The following is an 18,640-nucleotide window of genomic DNA, read 5'->3' on the forward strand; positions in this document are numbered from 1 at the left end:
CTCGCCGACGCGGGAGAGGGGCCGGTCCCCACGGGTCAACCTGGCCGGGTGAACCGGGCCGCGTGACACGGCCCGGTTCACCCGGAAGGTTCAGCCGGACGCCGCCGGGAACGTCATCGTTCGGCGCCCGCCGGAGCGGGGCGCTCCTCCTCGCGTACGGCTCCGGGCGCGGCCGGCTCGCGGCCCGGCAGCCACAGCGCGACGACGACCGTGCCGATGAGGGCGACGGCGGCCGAGCCGAGGGCCGTGACGTGCATGGCGCTCATGAAGGCGTCGTGCGCGGCGGTGACCAGCGGGGCGCCCTTGGGGCCCAGCCGCTCCGCGAAGGCGAGGGTCGCCTCGATGGACTCCCCGGCCGCGTCCCGGGTCCCGGAGGACAGCGCGCCGAGGTGGTCCTCGATGTCGCTCCGGTAGACGGTGGACAGCACCGAGCCGAGCACGGCGATCCCGAGCGCGCCGCCGACCTGGCGGAACGTGTTGTTGACGGCCGAGCCGGAGCCGGCCTTCTCGCGCGGCAGGGCCTGCATGATGGCGACGGTGACCGGCGGCATGACGTGGGCCATGCCGGTGCCCTGGACGAAGAAGACGACGCACATCAGCCAGACGGGCGTGTCGGCGTCGAAGAGGGCGAAGGCGGCCAGGCCGAGGGCGACGGCCAGCATGCCCGCCGTACAGACGGCGCGGGCGCCGAAGCGGGCGACGACGATCCGGGCGCGGGGTGCGAACAGCATCTGGGCCACTGCCAGCGGCAGGATCAGCAGCCCGGACTGGAGGGCGCTCCAGCCGCGGACGCTCTGCATGTAGAAGGCGGAGAAGAAGGTGACGCCCATCAGCGCGAAGAAGATCAGCGCGATCGCGGCGACGGCGGCGGAGAACGCGGGCTTCTTGAAGTACGAGACGTCGATCGCCGGGCTGGCGCTGCGCTTCTCGTGGAGGACGAAGACCACCAGGACGACGAGGCCGCCGATGACCGGAAGGAGGACGGAGACATCGGTGAAGTCGGCGAGCTCACCGCCCCGGATGATGCCGTACACCAGCAGCACCAGGCCGATGATGGAGAGCACCACACCGAGCGGGTCCAGCCGGCCCGGCTTCGGGTCCTTCGAGTCCGGCACCAGCCAGACCATGGCGGCCAGTGCGACGATCACCACGGGGACGTTGACCAGGAAGATCGAGCCCCACCAGAAGTGTTCCAGGAGGAGGCCGCCGGTGATCGGGCCGATCGCGATGCCGAGGCCGACGCTGCCGGCCCAGATGCCGATCGCCTTGGGCTGCTCGTCGCGCTCGAAGACGTTCATCAGGACGGCGAGCGTGGCCGGCATGACGAAGGCGGCGCCGAAGCCCATCAGGGCGCGCCAGGTGATGAGCTGGCCGGGCGAGTCGGACATGGCGGCGAGGGCGGAGCCGATGCCGAAGAGGGTGATACCGAAGAGCAGGACCTTCTTGCGGCCGAGGCGGTCGCCGAGCAGACCGGCGGTGAAGAGCAGGCCGGCGAAGACGAGCGTGTAGGAGTTGATCGCCCACTCCAGCTCGCTCTGGGTGGCGCCGATGCCCGTGGGCGAAGGGGAGGCGATCGTCTTGACGGCGACGTTCAGGATCGAGTTGTCCAGCACCACGATGAGCAGGCTGAACATCAGGACCACGAGAATCGCCCAGCGGCGGCGGTGGACCGCCTCCGGTATCTGGGACACGGCGGGGGTGCCGGAGGGTGTGGACATGAGGAGCAGCCTAAACGCATTGCGATACGAGACCGTCTCGTATTGTAAATTCTTTACCGAGGACAGGCCCGATGGCCCGGCCGTGCGGCCCACTTCCCGCGACCGGCTCCGGGATGCCACCATGGAAGAGATCCGGGGACGCCGTCAGGGCGCCTCGAGATGACGAAGGAGTCACCTGCCATGTCGCTCCAGGCTGCGCAGAACCAGTCCGCCACCCCCGCGGGTGCCCCCTCCGACAGCAGCAAGGCGCTGTACGGGGGCAAGAGCAACCGCCGGGTCACCGTCCACGACATCGCCGCCGCCACCGCGCGCGGCGAGAAGTGGCCCATGCTCACCGCCTACGACGCGATGACCGCGTCCGTCTTCGACGAGGCCGGCATCCCGGTCATGCTCGTCGGCGACTCCATGGGCAACTGTCACCTCGGCTACGAGACCACCGTGCCCGTCACGATGGACGAGATCGCCATCCTGTCCGCCGCCGTCGTCCGGGGCACCCAGCGTGCCCTGATCGTCGCCGACCTCCCCTTCGGGGCGTACCAGGAGAGCCCGGTCCAGGCCCTGCGCAACGCCACCCGGCTCATCAAGGAGTCCGGTGTCGGCGCGGTGAAGCTGGAGGGCGGCGAGCGCAGCCACGAGCAGATCAAGCTGCTGGTCGACGCCGGCATCCCGGTCATGGCCCACATCGGCCTGACCCCGCAGTCCGTGAACGCGATGGGCTACCGGGTGCAGGGCCGCGGTGAGGAGGCCGCCCAGCAGATGCTGCGCGACGCCAAGGCCGTGCAGGACGCGGGCGCGTTCGCCGTCGTCCTGGAGCTCGTACCGGCCGAGCTGGCCGCCGAGGTCACCCGCACCCTGCACATCCCGACCATCGGGATCGGCGCCGGTCCGGACACCGACGCGCAGGTGCTGGTCTACACCGACATGGTCGGGCTGACCGGCGGCAAGGTGCCGCGCTTCACCAAGCAGTACGCCGACCTGCGGCAGATCCTCGGCGACGCCGCGAAGGCGTACGCGGAGGAGGTCGTCGGCGGCACGTTCCCGGCCCCGGAACACACCTTCCACTGAGCCTGCGGGGGCACACCCCCGACGACCACCACCGGTAACGACGACAGCCCGCCGACTTCCCCCATCGGCGGGCTGTCGGCCGTTGTCGGTGGGTGCGAGGGGGCTGTCGGCCGGCTGTCGGCGGCCTGTCGGTGGCGGCTGGTCTGATAGTCGGCATGACGCGAATCGACAAGAACCCCCAGCACGGCGGAAACGCCGTAGAGGTGCGGGGACTGGTCAAGCACTACGGCGAGACCAAGGCCCTGGACGGCGTGGACCTCGATGTGCGCGAGGGCACCGTCCTCGGCGTGCTCGGCCCCAACGGCGCCGGCAAGACCACCCTCGTACGCTGCCTCTCCACGCTCATCACACCCGACGCCGGGACCGCGGTCGTCGCCGGCTTCGACGTGGTGAAACAGCCCCGCGCACTGCGCCGCACCATCGGCCTCACCGGCCAGTACGCCTCGGTCGACGAGAAGCTCTCCGGCTGGGAGAACCTCTACATGATCGGGCGGCTGCTCGACCTGCCCCGCAAGAAGGCGCGGGCCCGGGCCGACGAGCTGCTGGAGCGCTTCTCGCTCACCGACGCGGCGAAGAAGGCCGCGATGGAGTACTCCGGCGGGATGCGCCGCCGGCTCGACCTGGCCGCCTCCATGATCGGCAGCCCGGCCGTCCTCTACCTGGACGAGCCCACGACGGGGCTCGACCCCCGGACCCGTAACGAGGTCTGGGACGAGGTGCAGCGCATGGTCGCGGAGGGGGCGACCGTGCTCCTCACCACCCAGTACATGGAAGAGGCCGAGCAGCTGGCCAACGAGCTGACCGTCATCGACAAGGGCCGGATCATCGCCCGCGGCGGTGTGGACGAGCTCAAGGCCAAGGTCGGCGGCCGCACCCTCCAGATCCGCCCCTCGGACCCGGCCGAGCTGGCCCCGATGGCGCAGGCGCTGCGGGAGACCGGTCTCGACGGTGTCGCGGGCGCGCAGGCCGTCCCGGACGAGGGCCTGCTCTACGTACCGATCCTCAGCGACGAGCAGCTGACCGCCGTCATCGGGCTGCTCGGCACCCGGGGCTTCTCGCTGGCCCACGTCGCCACCGCACTGCCCAGCCTGGACGAGGTGTTCCTCGCCATCACCGGCGACAAGGCCACCGTCACCGACACGATTCCCGAGGAGGTCGCGGCATGAGCACGACGACTCTGACGCCCACCCCCACCAGCACACCCGTCTCCGCGCCGGCCGCCAAGCTCCACGACGAGGGCGGCATCGGACTGCGGAACAACCTGCGCCACATCGGGGCCCTGGTCCGGCGCAATCTGCTCCAGATCAAGAAGGATCCGGAGTCGATGTTCGACGCGCTGCTGATGCCCGTCATCTTCGTGCTGCTGTTCGTGTACGTCTTCGGCGGCTCGGTCGGCGGCAGCATGGGCGGCGGCCGGCAGGAGTATCTGAACTACCTGATCCCCGGCCTGATGGCGATGATGGGCATGAACATCGCCATGGCCGTCGGCAGCGGTGTCAACGACGACTTCCGCAAGGGGGTCATGGACCGCTTCCGTACGATGCCGATCGCGCGCTCCTCGGTGCTCATCGCCAAGATCGTGGTCGAGCTCGGCCGGATGATGGTCGCCACGCTCATCCTGCTGGGCATGGGCTTCGCCCTCGGCATGGAGCTCCACGGCTCGGTACTCGGCCTGATCGGGGCGATCGGCCTGTCGGCCGCGTTCGGCGCCGCGATCATGTGGATCTTCATCCTGCTCGGCCTGGCCATGAAGACGTCCCAGGCGGTTCAGGGAATGGGGATGCTGGTCATGATGCCGCTCCAGTTCGGCTCCTCGATCTTCGCCCCGCCGACGACGATGCCCGGCTGGCTCCAGACCTTCACCGACTACAACCCGCTGTCGAATCTGGCGGACGCGGCGCGCGGCCTCATGATGGGCACCCCGCTCGGCCACTCGGTCTGGCTGACGCTCGGCTGGGCCGTGGTCATCACGGCGGCCGTGGCCCCGCTCGCCGTCTCCAAGTTCCGCAAGAAGTCCTGACGTCACGGGTCCGGCTCGGCATCCGCGTCCACGAGGGCGGCGGCCTCCTCCAGGGAGAGGCCGCCGCCCTCGGCGTACGCGGCCTCATAGGCGGCGTCCCCGAGCCGGCTGCGGACCAGGTCCTCGGCGCGGGCCAGGTTCTCGCGTTCCATCGCGTTCATGAAGTGGCCCTTGGGCAGGTGCGCCCGGCCGGCGCCCAGCAGCCGCGCCGCGATCGCGGCCCGCTCCTCGCCGCCGAGCCCGCCGAGCGCCCAGGCCACGATGACCAGATTGATCACCGCCATCTGCGGCGCGACCATCTGCGTCAGCGGGTCCCGCAGGCCCTTCAGGGACCGCCGGCTCCGCTCCAGGGCACGGGCGTACTCACCGTCCTGGTTGTCCAGCCAGGCCAGGCCGCCGAGGACGAAGCCCTCGAACACCGCCATGGTCTCGGACGCGAACTCCTCCTTGAGGTACGTGAACTGCTCGCGCGCCTCGTCGGTCCGGCCGCACCGGCCCAGCCACATCGCCAGGAACAGCCGGGCCGCCGGGCGGGCCTCGTGCCCGGTCTGGCGCTCGTCGGCCAGCACCTCGCGCATCCGTGCCTCGCCCTCCTCGCCCCGGCCCAGCTCGGTGAGCACGGCGGCGTGCCGGATGCGGAGCACGGAGACCTGGGCCAGGGCGCCCAGTCGCTCGGCGGAGCGGATGGCGGCCTGGAAGTCCTCGGCGGCCTGCTCGTACGCGCCCTGCTTCTCATTGGCCTCGCCGCGCGAGGAAAGCGCCTCGGCCATCCCCCAGTCGTCGCCGAGCCGGCTGAAGACCGCCAGGCTCTCGTCGGCGTCCCGGTGCGCCTCACCGGCCCAGTCGGGGCGGTTGGCCAGCACGTTGGCCCGCATCTGGAGGGCGGCGGCCAGCTCCCACTCGTAACCGAACTCCCGCGCGCCGCGCACCGTCTCGTCCAGCAGGTGGCGCAGGTCCGAGACGCCGCCGGTGAGCATCACGGCGTAGAACCAGAGCGAGGCGGGACTGCGGCAGGTCTGCGGCTGGCCGGCCCGGTAGGTCGCGACGATGGCCCGCAGCCGGGCCATGCTGGCCTCGTTCGTCCACTCGTCCATCGCGTGGTCCATGCTGACCAGCTGCACCAGGGTCACCTGCCGGCGCGCCTCCTCCAGCAGCTCCCGGCGCATCGGCGGGGGCGCGTCCGTGCAGCGCTCGTGGATGGAGGGCGCGAGCTGTACGGGCTCCGCGAACGGGTCGGGGCCGAGGGCGGCGACCGCGTCGGCCCAGTGCAGGGCGTCGCCGCGCAGATTGCGGATCTGCCAGTACCAGGACAGGGACAGCACCATGCACAGCGCCTCCTGCTCGTCGCGGGCGGCGACGGCGTGGCGCAGGGCGATGCGCAGATTCTCGTACTCGCGTTGCAGGAGGCGGATGGCGGCGAGCTGTCCGGAGCCGCGCAGCAGGGGGTCGGTCGTACGGGCCAGCTCGCGGTAGAACACGAGGTGCCGGTGCTCGACGGCGTCCCGCTCGCCCGACTCCGCCAGGCGCTCCGCCGCGTACTCGCCGACGGTCTCCAGGAGCCGGTAGCGCATCCGGCCGTCGTCCGCCGGGGCGGCGACCACCAGCGACTTGTCGACCAGCGAGCCGAGGAGGAGGGCCACCTCGCCGGAGCGGCCGTCCTGGTCGGCGCAGACGGCCTCGGCGGCCTCCAGGGTGCAGCCGCCGGCGAAGACGGCGAGGCGGCGCAGCACGACGCGTTCGTCGTCGTCCAGCAGCTCCCAGGACCAGTCCACGACCGCGCGCAGGGTCTGCTGGCGGGGCAGCACGGTCCGGCTGCCGCTGGTCAGCAGGCGGAAGCGGTCGTCCAGCCGGTCCGCGATCTGCTGCGGCGTGAGCATCCGCAGCCGGGCCGCGGCCAGCTCGATGGCGAGCGGCAGGCCGTCCAGGCGGCGGCAGATCTCGGCGGCGGCCGCAGCCGTCACCTCGTCCGCGTCCACCCGGAAGCCGGGGCGGGCGGCGGCGCCGCGCTCCGCGAGCAGCCGCAGCGCGGTCGGATCCGGCAGCGGATCGACCGGCCGGACCGCCTCGCCCGGCACGCCGAGGGGTTCCCGGCTGGTCGCGAGGACGGTGAGCCGGGGGCAGCGGGCCAGCAGATGGTCGGCGAGGGCGGCGGCGGCCCCGATGACGTGCTCGCAGTTGTCGAGGAGGAGCAGCATGCGGCGGCGGGAGCAGTATTCGGTGAGCCGGGCCAGCGACTCACCGGCCACACGCTCCTCGCCGGAGGCCCGTTCGGCGGCCCGGAGCTCCCCGGAGCCGGCCCCGCTCAGCACGGTCTCCCGGGCCCCGAGCGCGGCCAGCACCGCTTCCGGCACGGCCTCCGGGTCGTCCACGGGGGCCAGCTCGGCGAGCCAGACGCCGTCCGGCCAGGTGCCGGCGTCGACGGTGTCCGCGACCTCCTGCGAGAGCCGGGTCTTCCCGGCACCGCCGGGGCCGAGCAGGGTGACAAGCCGGCCCCGGGAGAGGTCGCCGCGCAGGGCCTCCATCTCCCGCTCCCGGCCGACGAAGCTGGTGAGCCGGGCCCGGAGGTTGCCCAGCGGGGCGGCGGGGGCAGGGGGCTGCGGGCGGGGCGCGGGCTCCTGCCGCAGCAGCTCCCCGTGCAGGGCGGCCAGCTCGGGACCCGGGTCGGTGCCGAGGCGGTCGGCGAGGAGACTGCGCACCTCGTCGTAAGCGGCCAGCGCCTGGGCGGTGCGCCCGGCGTCGCGCAGGGCGCGCAGGCGGAGCGCCTGGAGGGGTTCGTCCAGGGGGTGTTCACCGCAGAGCGCGGTCAGCTCCGGCAGCACCTCGGCGGCCCGGCCGAGCGCCAGCTCCGCGGCGAGCCGGTCCCGGCGGGCGTCGAGCCGGCGGGCGGTCCAGCGCGCGGCGGCGGCGTGCCGGTCGGGGAGGTCGGCGAGGGCGGGGCCCCGCCAGAGGGCGAGGGCGTCGCCCAGGAGGGCCGTCGCACCGGCCGGGTCGCCCTCCGCGAGGGCCCGCGCGCCTTCGCCGGCGAGCCGTTCGAAGCGGAAGAGGTCGACGGCCTCCGGTTCGGCGGCCAGCCGGTAGCCGCTCTCCGCCGAGGCGACCGCGTCGTGCCCGATGGCCCGCCGCAGCCGCCCGACCAGGGCCTGGAGGGCGCCGGCCGCGTCGGCGGGCGGTTCGCCGTCCCACACCTCGTCCACGAGCACGGCCACCGGGACCGTCCGGCCGGGCCGCAGCGCCAGCACGGTGAGCAGCGCGCGCAGCCGCGCCCCGCCGACGGAGAGGGCCGAGCCGTCGTCGCGGAGTGCCTGGGTCGTACCGAGGATGCCGTAGCGCACGCGCCCATTCTCCGCGACCCGCCCCGGTGTCCGCACAGCCGCCCCGCCCCTGCTCGTCATGGCCCCACCTTTTCCGGTCCGGGGACGGGAAGCGAACCGTTTCCGCCGTGCCGCCGTCAGCGCTCCGGCGTCCCGGACGCCTTCGGCTCGACCGCGTAACCCGGTACGGACGGCCAGCGGACGGTGAGCACCACGGACTCCTCCTCGGCGAGCCAGGAGTGGTCGGTGCCGACGCCCCACACCACGTAGTCGCCCTGCTCCTCCAGGAGCACGCTGCGGCCGGGCAGCTCCACCCGGAACCGCCCGCTGATGAGCACCAGCAACGCGGTCCGGCTCTCCCCCCGCACCCACTGCGCCCGCTCGTCGCCCACCGGGTGGACGCCCCACTTGATCTCGACGTCCTCGCTGTGCCGGGGATCGCCCGCGTCCTTGAAGTGCCCGAGAATCCATCCCCGGTCGAGCGCGGCGTCCTTGCCGGCGTTGCCCACGTATACGTTGTCGTTCACGTGGGGGGACGCTAGCAGGGGGGCTTTGCCGCCCGGCGGGGGCGGCTACGCTCGGGTCCCATGTCAAGCGCAGCGCACCAGCGGATCAGTCCGGTCTTCCTCGGGATCGCCGCCGTGACGGCCGTGGCCGGGTGGGGGGTGTGGTCGGGGTACGCGGCGCAGCCGGGGTTCGCGACGTTTCTGTTCGTGACCGGGGCCTGGGTCGTGTCGCTGTGTCTGCACGAGTACGCGCACGCGAGGACCGCGCTGCACAGCGGGGACATCTCGATCGGGGCCAAGGGCTATCTGACACTGAATCCGCTGAAGTACACGCACGCGCTGCTCAGCATCGTGCTGCCGGTGCTGTTCGTGATCATGGGCGGGATCGGGCTGCCCGGTGGGGCGGTGTTCATCGAGCGGGGCCGGATTCGCGGCCGGTGGCGGCACAGCCTGATCTCGGCGGCCGGGCCGCTGACCAACGTGCTGTTCGCGGTGGTGTGCACCGCGCCGTTCTGGCTGGACGGCCTGGACGGGGTGCCGCCCGCCTTCCGGAACGCGCTGGCGTTCCTGGCGCTGCTCCAGGTGACGGCCGCCATCCTGAACTTCCTGCCCGTGCCGGGGCTCGACGGCTACGGGGTCATCGAACCGTGGCTCTCGCGCTCGGCCCGTCGCGCGGTGGAGCCGTTCGCCCCCTTCGGCCTGATCGCGGTCTTCGCCCTGCTGTGGGTCCCCGAACTGAACCGGGCCTTCTTCGACGCGGTGTACGCGATCCTGAGGGGCCTGGGCGTGCACGGGTTCTGGACGGACTGCGGCCTGGACGCGTACCGCTTCTGGCAGGAGGCGGACCCGTGGTGCGCGGTGGGCGGGTGAGACGGCCGGGCTTCCGGCGGTCTTGACTCCGGTGCCCGGCGGCGGGCGGCCATGGGCCATGGACCGTGCCCTGTAGACACCGCCCGCCCGCGTCCGAGGGTCAGGTCCTGGAGTGGTTCGACGCCTACCGGGACCGGTGAGCCCGGCGGTTCGGACTACTCCGCGGACGCGGTCTCCGCGCGGCGGCGGCGCAGGTAGTACCAGGCCATGTTCGAGGAGAGGCCGACCAGCAGGACCCAGACGATGCCGATGAGCACGCTGCCCTGAACGAAGGCCGTCACGGCCGCGGCGAGGGCCAGGACGCAGACGACGAGGGCGTAGAGGGCGAGGCGGGGCATGGGGGCTCCTGTCGGGGGTGGTGCGTGGTCCCGTCCAGTGTCCCCCATGCCCCGGGCGGTCCCGGGCCCGGCTCAGACGTCCGTCGTACGCAGTCCCGCGTGGGCCTTGTAACGGCGGTTGACCGAGATGAGGTTGGCGACCAGGGACTCGACCTGGTGGGCGTTGCGCAGGCGGCCCGCGAAGATGCCGCGCATGCCGGCGATGCGGCCGGCCAGGGCCTGGACGATGTCCGTGTCGGCGCGGGCCTCGCCGAGGACCAGGACGTCGGTGTCGATCTCCTCGATGGACTCGTCCTGGAGGAGGACCGCCGAGAGGTGGTGGAAGGCGGCGGTGACGCGGGAGTCCGGCAGCAGGGCGGCGGCCTGTTCGGCGGCGCTGCCCTCCTCCGGCTTCAGGGCGTAGGCGCCCTTCTTGTCGAAGCCGAGCGGGTTGACGCAGTCGACGACGATCTTCCCGGCCAGCTCCTCGCGCAGCGACTCCAGCGTCTTGGCGTGCCCGTCCCACGGCACCGCCACGATCACCACGTCGCTCTCCCGCGCGCAGGTCGCGTTGTCCGCGCCGCGCACGCCGTTGCCCAGCTCCCCGGCCGCCGCCTCCGCGCGGTCCGCCGCCCGGGAGCCGATGATCACCCGCTGTCCGGCGCGGGCGAAGCGGTACGCGAGACCGCGGCCCTGCGGTCCGGTGCCGCCGAGCACGCCGACGGTCAGGCCGGACACGTCCGGCAGGTCCCAGGGGTCCTTGGCGGGGGGCTTGGGCGCGCTGCCGCTGTCATTGGTAGTCATGGCCCCGACACTACTGCCAGGGCCACCACCCGTACGGATGGTGCTTGGGCCTTTCGCCGGTGCCGGGCCCCCCGCATGGTGCAGGATGCCGGGCCATGGATGCCGTACGTGTGGCGCTGCTGCGTGAAGTGCTCGCCAGGACCCAGTGGCCCGCCGCCGCCCGGCGGTTCGCCGGCGCGCTCCGCTCCTCCGTGGTCCCGCACGGCGGCGGGCTGCTGCTGGTGGGGACCGAGGGGTACGAGCCCTGGCACCTCGCCGCCCATCTGGTGGACGAGTCCACCTGGTCCGGGCTGCCCGAGCTCCGCCCCACCCTGGTGCGCCACCGCGTGGAGCCCGGCGACCCGGCGCACCTCGCGGTCGGCCTCGGCCGGATCGAGGCGGCCGGGCGCGGCGAGACGCTGCTCGTGGTGACGCCGGACCGGCCCGGCGAGGGGCTGCTGGAGCGGGTGCACGACGCCCGGCGGGCCGGGGCGACGGTGCTCTCGCTGGACAACGGCGATCCGCAGGTGCGCGGGCTCGCCCATGAGGCGCTGTCCGTGACGGACGGCGACGACGTGGACCTGGACACCGTCCAGCACCTGGTCAGCGCCGCCGCCGGGGAGAACGGGGCGCCGGTGCCGCGCGGCGGCCGGCGCACCTTCCGTGACCGGCTGTCCCGGCTGGCCGACCAGCTGACGGCTCCCCCGCCGCCGCGCTGGTAGCGGCCCGCCCGCCCGGGGCCGGGGGGCCGGGGGGCCGCCCGCGGCCGGGCGCGGCACCCCCGCGTAATCCATTTGCATCCCCCACGTATCGCGACAGACCATGTCTCCTCGTGACCTCTCGCACCTCCCTCGCCGCCAGGCTGGCCGCACTGCTTCCCGACCTCTCGCCCTGGCGGTCATCGGCCGACTTCCGGCTGCTGTGGGTGCAGGGCATCGTCACCTACTTCGGCAGCTTCATGGCGCTCATCGCGCTGCCGCTCCAGATCAAGGACCTCACCGGCTCCCCGCTCGCCGTCGGCGCGATGGGCGCGGTGGAGCTGGTGCCGCTCGTCCTGTGCGGGCTCTACGGGGGTGCCCTCGCCGACGCCGCCGACCGGCGGAAGATCATCCTGGCCACCGAGGCCGGGCTCGGGCTGCTCGCGGTGATCCTGCTGGTGAACGCGGCGCTGCCCGATCCGATGCTGTGGCCGCTCTATGTGGTGGCGGGCGGGGTCTCCGCGCTCGCCGGGCTCCAGCGGCCCGCGCTGGACTCGCTGATGGCCCGGATCGTGCCGCACGACCAGCTGCCGGCGGCCGCCGCGCTGAACTCGCTGCGCTGGCAGGCCGGGGCGATCATGGGCCCGTCGCTGGCCGGTCTGGTGGTGGCCTACGCCGGACACGCCACCGCCTACTCCATCACCGTGGTCACCTTCGCCGCCTCGGTGCTGATGTGCCGCAGGCTCTCCCCCGCGCCGCCCGCCGAGAAGGGGCGGAAGCCGTCGCTGCGCGGCATCGTGGAGGGGGCCAGGTACGCCTGGAGCCGGCCGGTGCTGCTGGGGACGTACGCGATCGACATGGCCGCGATGTTCTTCGCGTTCCCCAACACGATCTTCCCGTTCCTCGCGGACGAGCTGGACGCCGACTGGTCGCTGGGGCTGATGTACGCGGCGGGCTCGGTCGGCTCGCTGCTGCTCGGCCTGACCAGCGGCTGGACCTCGCGGGTGCGCAGGCACGGGCTGTTCGTCGTGTTCGGCGCCGCCGTCTGGGGGCTCTCGATCGCGGCGGCCGGCTGGTTCGGCGATGTGTGGCTGGTGCTGGTGTGCCTCGGGTTCGCCGGGGCGGGCGACATGCTCAGCGGGCTCGGCCGGTCGACCATCTGGAACCAGACCATCCCGGAGGAGCTGCGCGGCCGGCTCGCGGGCATCGAGGTGCTCTCGTACAGCGTCGGACCGCAGCTCGGCCAGGTCCGGGCCGGTGGGATGGCGGGGTGGACGGGGACCCGGCCCGCGATCTGGACCGGCGGCGTGGCCTGCGTCGCCTCGGTGGCGCTGCTGGCGGCGGCGCTCCCGAAGCTCCTCACGTACGACTCGGAGACGGACGAGGACGCGCTGCGCAGGCGTGCCCAGCGCGCGAAGGGCCTGGACGTGGAACCGGCGGCCTGAGGCCGGGGCCGGCCGCCGGAGAACCGCTGCGGGCCCCGCGCCCCGGTCAGCCCGCCGTACCGTCCTCGTCCGGGCCCTTGCGGTCGTGCCATTTGGGGTCCGTGTCCCACTCCAGGTTCCGGGCCTGGGCGGTCTCCATCGCGTGCTGTGCCTCCTGCCGGGAGGCGTACGGGCCGAAGCGGTCCTTGGCCGGGCACTCGGGGCCCTCCTCGACCGATCCGTGCTCCAGGCAGTAGAACCACTCGCCCGGCTTGCCGACCGTGCGCTTCTTGAACAGGGCCATCATCGGTTCCTTTCCTCTGTGCCATGGTGCCCCGGACACGCTGGTTAGACTCGCTGGCATGTCTGGCCAGTCGCTGCTCGTACCAGGGGAGATCACTCCCGTCCGTTCCGTGCCCGGAAACATCAGGCGCCCCGAGTATGTGGGCAAGCCGGCTCCGACGCCGTACACAGGGCCGGAGGTGCAGGACACCGACACCGTCGAGCGCATGCGCATCGCGGGGCGGATCGCCGCGCAGGCGATGGCCGAGGCCGCCAAGCACATCGCCCCGGGCGTCACGACGGACGAACTCGACCGCGTCGCCCATGAGTTCATGTGCGACCACGGGGCGTACCCGTCGACGCTGGGCTACCGCGGCTTCCCCAAGTCGCTGTGCACCTCGCTCAACGAGGTGATCTGCCACGGCATCCCGGACTCCACCGTGCTGCGCGACGGCGACATCGTGAACCTCGACGTGACCGCGTACATCAACGGGGTGCACGGCGACAACAACGCGACGTACCTCTGCGGCGACGTGGCCGAGGAGTCGCGGCTGCTGGTCGAGCGCACCGAGGAATCGCTGCGGCGGGCGATCAAGGCCGTGCGGCCGGGGCGGCAGATCAACGTCATCGGGCGGGTCATCGAGTCGTACGCGAAGCGCTTCGGATACGGGGTGGTCCGGGACTTCACCGGGCACGGGATCAACACCTCGTTCCACTCCGGGCTCATCGTGCCGCACTACGACAGCCCACACGCGACGACCGTGATGCAGCCCGGCATGACGTTCACCATCGAGCCGATGCTGACCCTCGGCAGCCACGACTACGACATGTGGGACGACGGCTGGACCGTGGTGACGAAGGACCGCAAGCGCACCGCGCAGTTCGAGCACACGCTCGTGGTGACGGAGACCGGCGCGGACATCCTGACCCTGCCGTAACCCCCCGACCTGCCCGCTTCCGAAACGGCCGTCCCTTCCGGGCGGCCGTTTTCGTTTCCGTACAGTTGCCGACAAGACGTCGGCAAGCAGTTGACTTAGGTTTGCCTAAGTAGGAGGATCAGCGTATCGGTCCCCGTCACCGGCGGACAGCCGCGGCGGGCCGATATTTCCGTCTCTATCTGGACTTCCCGTCCCCCTCGGCCCCGGAGGCCCGCCTTGGACGCAACCGTCACCGCCACGCCCTTCTCGACGCTGATCCGCATCGCGTCCCACGAGCAGCACACCGAGGCGGAGACCTCGACGTTCATGGGCGACCTGCTCGGCGGGCGCCTCGGCGTCGACGCGTACACGCGCTACACCGAGCAGCTGTGGTTCGTGTACCGCGCCCTGGAGGAGGGCGCCGGGGCGCTGGCAGCGGACCCCGTGGCGGGGCCGTTCATACAGCCCGAGCTGATGCGCACCGCCGAGCTGGAGCGCGACCTCGCCCATCTGCGGGGCGACGGCTGGCGCGAGGGCCTGGCGCCGCTGCCGGCCACCGCCGCTTACGCCGAGCGGGTCACCGAGTGCGCCAGGACCTGGCCCGCCGGATACATCGCGCACCACTACACGCGCTACCTGGGCGACCTGTCGGGCGGTCAGATCATCCGGGACAAGGCGGAGAAGACCTGGGGCTTCGCACGCAAGGGCGACGGGGTGCGGTTCTACGTCTTCGAGGAGATCGCCAACCCGGCCGCCTTCAAGCGGGGTTACCGCGAGCTGCTGGACGCGGTGAACGCGGACGACCTGGAGAAGCGTCGGATCGTGGACGAGTGCAAGCGCGCCTTCGCGCTGAACACCGCCGTGTTCCGGGAGCTGGGCGAGGAGTTCCGCGCCGCCTGACCCCCTGTCATCCGTGGTGGGTCAGCACGACCCTGCCGCCGATCTCCACCGCGCCGTCCGGCGCGGGCGCCGTGAGGATCTGGGAGCCGCGGCCCTGTGTGATGTTGAGCGCGCGCCCGAGGTGCGCGCTCAGCAACAGGGCCGCGGCTCCCGTCGCTTCGTCCTCCACAATGCCGTCGTCCCGGCGCGGAAAGGCCCTGGCCCGTACACGCCCCGCCGCCTCCTCCTCCCACGCCCAGGCGTAGAGCCAGCCCTCGCCGGGCGGCGGCGCCGGGAGCGCGTCGACCTCGGCGGCCGAGGCGTACTGCTTCAGGGTGCGCGGCGGTGCCCACTCCGGGCGGGCGGTGATCCAGCAGAACTCCCCGTCGTGGCGGGCGAACACATCGCCCACCCCCAGCTCCAGGACCTCCAGGTCGAGCAGCCAGGCGGCGCCGACGACGGGGTGCCCGGCGAACGGCAGCCGGAGCCCCGGGGTGTAGATGTCGAGCCGGCCGCGCTCGGGGTCGTCCACGAACACGGTCTCGCTGAAGCCGAGCCGGCGGGCGAGTTCCTGCCGGGCGGCCCGTCCGGGGTGGCGGCGCCCGTCGCGTACGACACCGAGGGTGTTGCCGTGCCGGCCGTCCGGGCCGCAGAACACGCGGAGGATGTCGGTGCCGGCGGGTACGTCGTAGTCGTTCACGCCCGCATTCAAGCACCCGCCCGGGCACCCGCCCCAACGAAGGGCCGGTACCCGGGCGGTGTCGTCCGGTGTGTGCGGCGGGTCAGGCGGTGGTACGGCGACGGCGGGCGACGACGACCGCTCCGGCACCGGCCGCCACGATCACGCCGGAGGCGACGAGCAGCGAACCGGTCGGGAGGTCGGCGCCGGTGGAGGCCAGGGCGCCCGAGCCGCCGACCGTGCCGGCCCCGCCGACCGAGCCCGAACCGCCGGTGCCGGAGCCGCCGGTGGTGGAGGAACCGGTCGTGGTGGAGCCGGTCGTGGAGCCGGTGGTCGAACCGGTCGGAAGCGTGGCGTCCTTGTCGAGGGAGACCGCGACGGTCAGCGCGTCGAGCGCCTCGCCCGCCTGGTACATCCCGCCGAACGCCTTGGTGGCGCCGTCGGAGGTCAGGGTCGCCGGGACGCCGGAGAGGGTCACCACCCCGTCCTTGGCGGCGAGCTTGCCGGCGGGCAGCTTCAGGTCGGCGACGGCCAGACCGGTGTACGTGGACACCTTCTTGGTCGCACGGTCCTTGGAGGAGACGTCGGCGAGGAGCGTGCCCTTGCCACCGGAGACCTGGACCTTCAGGTGGGACAGCGACAGGTCGAGGGTGTAGGCGCCGTCCTCCTGGTGGCCGAGGAAGCGGACCTTCCCGCCGAAGGTGGCCTTGAGGTTCTGCCCGGCGGCGTCGAAGGTGCCGGTGGCGTCGGGGAAGCGGTAGCCGCTCGCGGTGGCCTTGGCGCCGGACGTCGTCTCGACCTTGCCCTGGGCGATGGGGCCGGTGACGTAGGAGCGGAAGGAGGCGCGCACGCCCCAGTCCAGGGTGCCGTCCACGATCTCGCCGGACTCGGCGGCCGGCTTGTCGGTGGCGGTGGGGCTGGGCTTGGTGGTGGGCTTCTCGGTCGGCTTTTCCGTCGGCTTTTCCGTCGGCTTCTCGGTGGGCTTCTCGGTGGGCTTTTCCGTGGGCTTCTCGGTCGGCTTCTCGGTGGGCTTCCCGGTCGGGGCCGCGGCCGCGGTGACGGTGAGCGTGGCCGGGTCCAGCACCTCGCCCTCCTTGTACTGCCCGTTGAACGCCTCGGAGCCGGCCTTGGTCAGCGTGGCCGGGATGTCCTTGAAGACCATCGCGCCGCCCGCGCCCTGGCCCGGCTTCACCGCCGAGAGGTCGAGGTCCGCGACGGCGACGTCGTTCTGGGTGCCCTGCGGGGTGGCCACGTCGGCGGTGATCGCGCCGCCCGTGCCGGCGGTGGAGACCTTCACGTCGGAGAGCGTGATGTCCAGGACGCCGCCGTGCGCGGAGAAGTTGACCCCGCCCTCGAACGCGGTGTCGGTGGCGTGGGTGCCGGTGTCGTAGCTGCCCTTGCCGTTGACGAACGTGAAGACGCCGTTGTTCTCGGCCTGCTTCGCGCCGTCCGTGACGGTGATCTTGCCGGCGCCGCCGATGTAGCGGCGGAAGGACTCCTTGAAGCCCCAGTCCAGCGTGCCGTCCTTCAGCTCGATGCTCGGCGCGGCGGCCGGGGCGTTCGAAGTGGAACGGTCGGCCGCGAGCGCGGGGAGGGCGAGTGCGGCGCCGAGGGTGGCCGCGGTGGCGACGGCTGCGGCAAGGGTTATGGGGCGGCGGGTGGCTGCCATGGCGGATGGTCTCCTCAGGGATGAACAGGATGTACGGGGGTGGGGACGGGTGGTGCGTGGGGTCAGGAGGCGTCCGGCGACGGCCGGTTGCGGCGTACGAGCAGCAGCACGGTGACCGCGGCCGCGGCGAGCAGTCCGGCGCCGCCGAGGGTCAGATAGAGCCCGGTGCGGGAGTCGTCGTCCTGCTCGGCGGCCGTGGGGACGGTGGCCGCCTTCGCCGCCGGGCTGCCCGTGGGCTCCGGCGACGGCGAGGCCGAGGCGTCGCTGCCCAGGTCGGGCAGGGCGGGCAGGGCCGCCTTCGCGTCGGTGGCCACGGCGAGCGAGACCGGGTCCATCGCGGTGCCCGCCTTGTAGAGCGAGCCGAAGACCTTCGCGCCGTCGGCGGTCAGGGTGGCGGGTGCCTCGGTGAGGACCGCGAGGCCGTTCTTCGGCGCGAAGTCCTCGGCCGCGAAGGTGACGAGCGGCACCGACTCGGTGGCCTTGCCGCCGCTCAGGACGTCTGCGCTCAGCGTGCCCTTGCCGGACTTCACGGCGACCGCGAACCGGGACAGCTTCAGATCGAGGCCGTCGTGCGCGGTGAAGCGGACGCTGCCCGCGAAGGCGGCCGTCAGGGTCTGCCTCTCGGGGTCGTACGTGCCCTTGCCCTTCGGGAAGCGGAAGAGCGCGCCGCCGTCCTGGGCGCCGTCGGCGAGGGTCCACTCGCCCTGGCCGATCGAACCGGTGACGTACTCGCGGAAGGTGCGGCGCACGCCCCAGTCGACGGCGGCGTCCTCGAAGCGCCCGGCCGTGGACTTCTTCTTCGGCTCGGTGCTCTTGTCCGGCTTCGCCGGGGTCTTGGAGGGCTTCGCGGCCGGGCCCTTGGTGTCCACGGAGAGGCTGACCGGGTCCAGCGGTGTGCCGGCGGTGTAGTAGCCGGCGAAGGACTTGGCGCCCTGCGCGGTGAGCGTGGCCGGGATGTTGGTCAGGGCGACGGGGGTGGTGCCGCCCCGCATGTCGATCCCGGACAGGCCGAGCGTGGCCAGCGGGACCTGGGTGGCGGTGGTGACGCGTCCGCTGCCCCGCTCCTTGCTGACCATGTCCGCGTACAGGGTGCCGCTGCCGCCCTGGATGCGGACGGTGGGGCGGCTGATGGTGAGGTCCAGCTCATAGGAGCCGTCGGACTGCTTGTGGCCCTTGAAGCGGACGCCGCCGGAGAAGCCGGCCCGGAAGGCCCCGGTCGCCGGGTCGTAGGAGCCGGTCGCGGAGTGGAAGCGGAACTGGCTGCCGCCGACCGTGGCGGCGCCGCCGGTCAGCCCCCAACTCCCCTGGGCGATGGGCCCGGTGACGTAACTCTGGAACGAGGACTTGATGCCCCAGTCCAGCCGTCCGCCCTGCACCGTGCGGCTCGCCGCCTGCGCGGCGGTGGCCGGGAGCAGCGCACCCAGCAGGACCGCGAGCAGCGCGACGGCGAGAGCGCGGGCAGGTCTGAACGGTGGCATGGAACCCCTCCGAGGACTAGTAAC

General features: G+C 72.7%; 17 protein-coding genes. 8 read left to right on the forward strand and 9 right to left on the reverse strand.

Annotated features, from left to right (window positions below):
• Positions 1–113 precede the first annotated feature (113 nt).
• The gene (locus OG338_RS07050) at positions 114–1,718 is read right to left on the reverse strand and encodes an MFS transporter (protein WP_405936496.1); all 1,605 of its coding nucleotides are present in this window, start codon (positions 1,716–1,718) and stop codon (positions 114–116) included.
• A 180-nt stretch (positions 1,719–1,898) separates the two neighbouring features.
• Between OG338_RS07050 and panB the strand changes: the two genes are divergently transcribed.
• The 3 genes from panB to OG338_RS07065 all read left to right on the forward strand — a co-directional run bounded on the left by panB (position 1,899) and on the right by OG338_RS07065 (position 4,803).
• A complete protein-coding gene (gene panB / locus OG338_RS07055) occupies positions 1,899–2,783 on the forward strand; it encodes a 3-methyl-2-oxobutanoate hydroxymethyltransferase (RefSeq protein WP_018518520.1) in 885 nt (294 codons plus the stop codon).
• A gap of 155 nt (positions 2,784–2,938) precedes the next feature.
• Complete coding sequence (locus tag OG338_RS07060) at positions 2,939–3,949, forward strand: ATP-binding cassette domain-containing protein (RefSeq protein WP_405936497.1); 1,011 nt, start codon at positions 2,939–2,941, stop codon at positions 3,947–3,949.
• The gene (locus OG338_RS07065; protein WP_405936498.1) at positions 3,946–4,803 is read left to right on the forward strand and encodes an ABC transporter permease; all 858 of its coding nucleotides are present in this window, start codon (positions 3,946–3,948) and stop codon (positions 4,801–4,803) included. The genes OG338_RS07060 and OG338_RS07065 overlap by 4 nt, the downstream gene beginning before the upstream one ends.
• Before the next feature lie 2 nt (positions 4,804–4,805).
• On the opposite strand, the gene OG338_RS07070 is transcribed toward OG338_RS07065, so the two are convergent.
• A complete protein-coding gene (locus tag OG338_RS07070) occupies positions 4,806–8,135 on the reverse strand; it encodes a BTAD domain-containing putative transcriptional regulator (protein ID WP_405936499.1) in 3,330 nt (1,109 codons plus the stop codon).
• Between the two features lie 116 nt (positions 8,136–8,251).
• Positions 8,252–8,641, reverse strand: coding sequence for a signal peptidase I (locus OG338_RS07075; RefSeq protein WP_405936500.1), 390 nt, complete (start codon positions 8,639–8,641; stop codon positions 8,252–8,254).
• Positions 8,642–8,701: 60 nt separating this feature from the next.
• On the opposite strand from OG338_RS07075, the gene OG338_RS07080 reads away from it, so the two are divergent.
• A complete protein-coding gene (locus OG338_RS07080) occupies positions 8,702–9,490 on the forward strand; it encodes a site-2 protease family protein (protein WP_405936501.1) in 789 nt (262 codons plus the stop codon).
• A gap of 155 nt (positions 9,491–9,645) precedes the next feature.
• Here the strand turns inward: OG338_RS07080 and OG338_RS07085 are convergent, their stop codons facing one another.
• The gene (locus OG338_RS07085) at positions 9,646–9,828 is read right to left on the reverse strand and encodes a hypothetical protein (RefSeq protein ID WP_018103475.1); all 183 of its coding nucleotides are present in this window, start codon (positions 9,826–9,828) and stop codon (positions 9,646–9,648) included.
• Between the two features lie 72 nt (positions 9,829–9,900).
• Entirely contained in the window at positions 9,901–10,611 is a 711-nt protein-coding gene (npdG, locus tag OG338_RS07090) for an NADPH-dependent F420 reductase (RefSeq protein WP_405936502.1), read from the reverse strand.
• Positions 10,612–10,706: 95 nt separating this feature from the next.
• Between npdG and OG338_RS07095 the strand changes: the two genes are divergently transcribed.
• Together OG338_RS07095 and OG338_RS07100 are read left to right on the forward strand one after the other, a co-directional pair.
• Complete coding sequence (locus tag OG338_RS07095; protein WP_405936503.1) at positions 10,707–11,312, forward strand: hypothetical protein; 606 nt, start codon at positions 10,707–10,709, stop codon at positions 11,310–11,312.
• Between the two features lie 110 nt (positions 11,313–11,422).
• Positions 11,423–12,733, forward strand: a complete 1,311-nt coding sequence (locus OG338_RS07100; RefSeq protein WP_405936504.1) for an MFS transporter — start codon at positions 11,423–11,425, stop codon at positions 12,731–12,733.
• A gap of 46 nt (positions 12,734–12,779) precedes the next feature.
• On the opposite strand, the gene OG338_RS07105 is transcribed toward OG338_RS07100, so the two are convergent.
• Positions 12,780–13,016 carry a hypothetical protein gene (locus tag OG338_RS07105; protein ID WP_405936505.1) on the reverse strand — a complete coding sequence of 79 codons (237 nt, stop codon included), beginning with the start codon at positions 13,014–13,016 and terminating at the stop codon, positions 12,780–12,782.
• 58 nt (positions 13,017–13,074) lie between these two features.
• Between OG338_RS07105 and map the strand changes: the two genes are divergently transcribed.
• Positions 13,075–13,932 carry a type I methionyl aminopeptidase gene (map, locus tag OG338_RS07110; protein WP_405936506.1) on the forward strand — a complete coding sequence of 286 codons (858 nt, stop codon included), beginning with the start codon at positions 13,075–13,077 and terminating at the stop codon, positions 13,930–13,932.
• A 216-nt stretch (positions 13,933–14,148) separates the two neighbouring features.
• Positions 14,149–14,811, forward strand: coding sequence for a heme oxygenase (biliverdin-producing) (locus OG338_RS07115; protein WP_405936507.1), 663 nt, complete (start codon positions 14,149–14,151; stop codon positions 14,809–14,811).
• 7 nt (positions 14,812–14,818) lie between these two features.
• Here the strand turns inward: OG338_RS07115 and OG338_RS07120 are convergent, their stop codons facing one another.
• The 3 genes from OG338_RS07120 to OG338_RS07130 form a co-directional block, all read right to left on the reverse strand.
• Complete coding sequence (locus tag OG338_RS07120) at positions 14,819–15,490, reverse strand: PhzF family phenazine biosynthesis protein (RefSeq protein WP_405936508.1); 672 nt, start codon at positions 15,488–15,490, stop codon at positions 14,819–14,821.
• An 82-nt stretch (positions 15,491–15,572) separates the two neighbouring features.
• Positions 15,573–17,138, reverse strand: a complete 1,566-nt coding sequence (locus tag OG338_RS07125; RefSeq protein ID WP_405936509.1) for an HtaA domain-containing protein — start codon at positions 17,136–17,138, stop codon at positions 15,573–15,575.
• A 62-nt stretch (positions 17,139–17,200) separates the two neighbouring features.
• The gene (locus tag OG338_RS07130) at positions 17,201–18,616 is read right to left on the reverse strand and encodes an HtaA domain-containing protein (protein WP_405936510.1); all 1,416 of its coding nucleotides are present in this window, start codon (positions 18,614–18,616) and stop codon (positions 17,201–17,203) included.
• Between the last annotated feature and the right edge of the window lie 24 nt (positions 18,617–18,640).

It is taken from the genome of Streptomyces sp. NBC_00726 (assembly GCF_045161735.1).
In the GTDB taxonomy this organism is placed as follows: Bacteria; Actinomycetota; Actinomycetes; order Streptomycetales; family Streptomycetaceae; genus Streptomyces.

What these genes read in the sequence shown, in the direction of transcription:
- OG338_RS07050 (WP_405936496.1), bottom strand. Translation starts at nt 1,718, where the DNA reads ATGTCCACACCCTCCGGCACCCCCGCCGTGTCCCAGATACCGGAGGCG.
- panB (WP_018518520.1), top strand. Translation starts at nt 1,899, where the DNA reads ATGTCGCTCCAGGCTGCGCAGAACCAGTCCGCCACCCCCGCGGGTGCC.
- OG338_RS07060 (WP_405936497.1), top strand. Translation starts at nt 2,939, where the DNA reads ATGACGCGAATCGACAAGAACCCCCAGCACGGCGGAAACGCCGTAGAG.
- OG338_RS07065 (WP_405936498.1), top strand. Translation starts at nt 3,946, where the DNA reads ATGAGCACGACGACTCTGACGCCCACCCCCACCAGCACACCCGTCTCC.
- OG338_RS07080 (WP_405936501.1), top strand. Translation starts at nt 8,702, where the DNA reads ATGTCAAGCGCAGCGCACCAGCGGATCAGTCCGGTCTTCCTCGGGATC.
- OG338_RS07085 (WP_018103475.1), bottom strand. Translation starts at nt 9,828, where the DNA reads ATGCCCCGCCTCGCCCTCTACGCCCTCGTCGTCTGCGTCCTGGCCCTC.
- npdG (WP_405936502.1), bottom strand. Translation starts at nt 10,611, where the DNA reads ATGACTACCAATGACAGCGGCAGCGCGCCCAAGCCCCCCGCCAAGGAC.
- OG338_RS07095 (WP_405936503.1), top strand. Translation starts at nt 10,707, where the DNA reads ATGGATGCCGTACGTGTGGCGCTGCTGCGTGAAGTGCTCGCCAGGACC.
- OG338_RS07105 (WP_405936505.1), bottom strand. Translation starts at nt 13,016, where the DNA reads ATGGCCCTGTTCAAGAAGCGCACGGTCGGCAAGCCGGGCGAGTGGTTC.
- map (WP_405936506.1), top strand. Translation starts at nt 13,075, where the DNA reads ATGTCTGGCCAGTCGCTGCTCGTACCAGGGGAGATCACTCCCGTCCGT.
- OG338_RS07125 (WP_405936509.1), bottom strand. Translation starts at nt 17,138, where the DNA reads ATGGCAGCCACCCGCCGCCCCATAACCCTTGCCGCAGCCGTCGCCACC.
- OG338_RS07130 (WP_405936510.1), bottom strand. Translation starts at nt 18,616, where the DNA reads ATGCCACCGTTCAGACCTGCCCGCGCTCTCGCCGTCGCGCTGCTCGCG.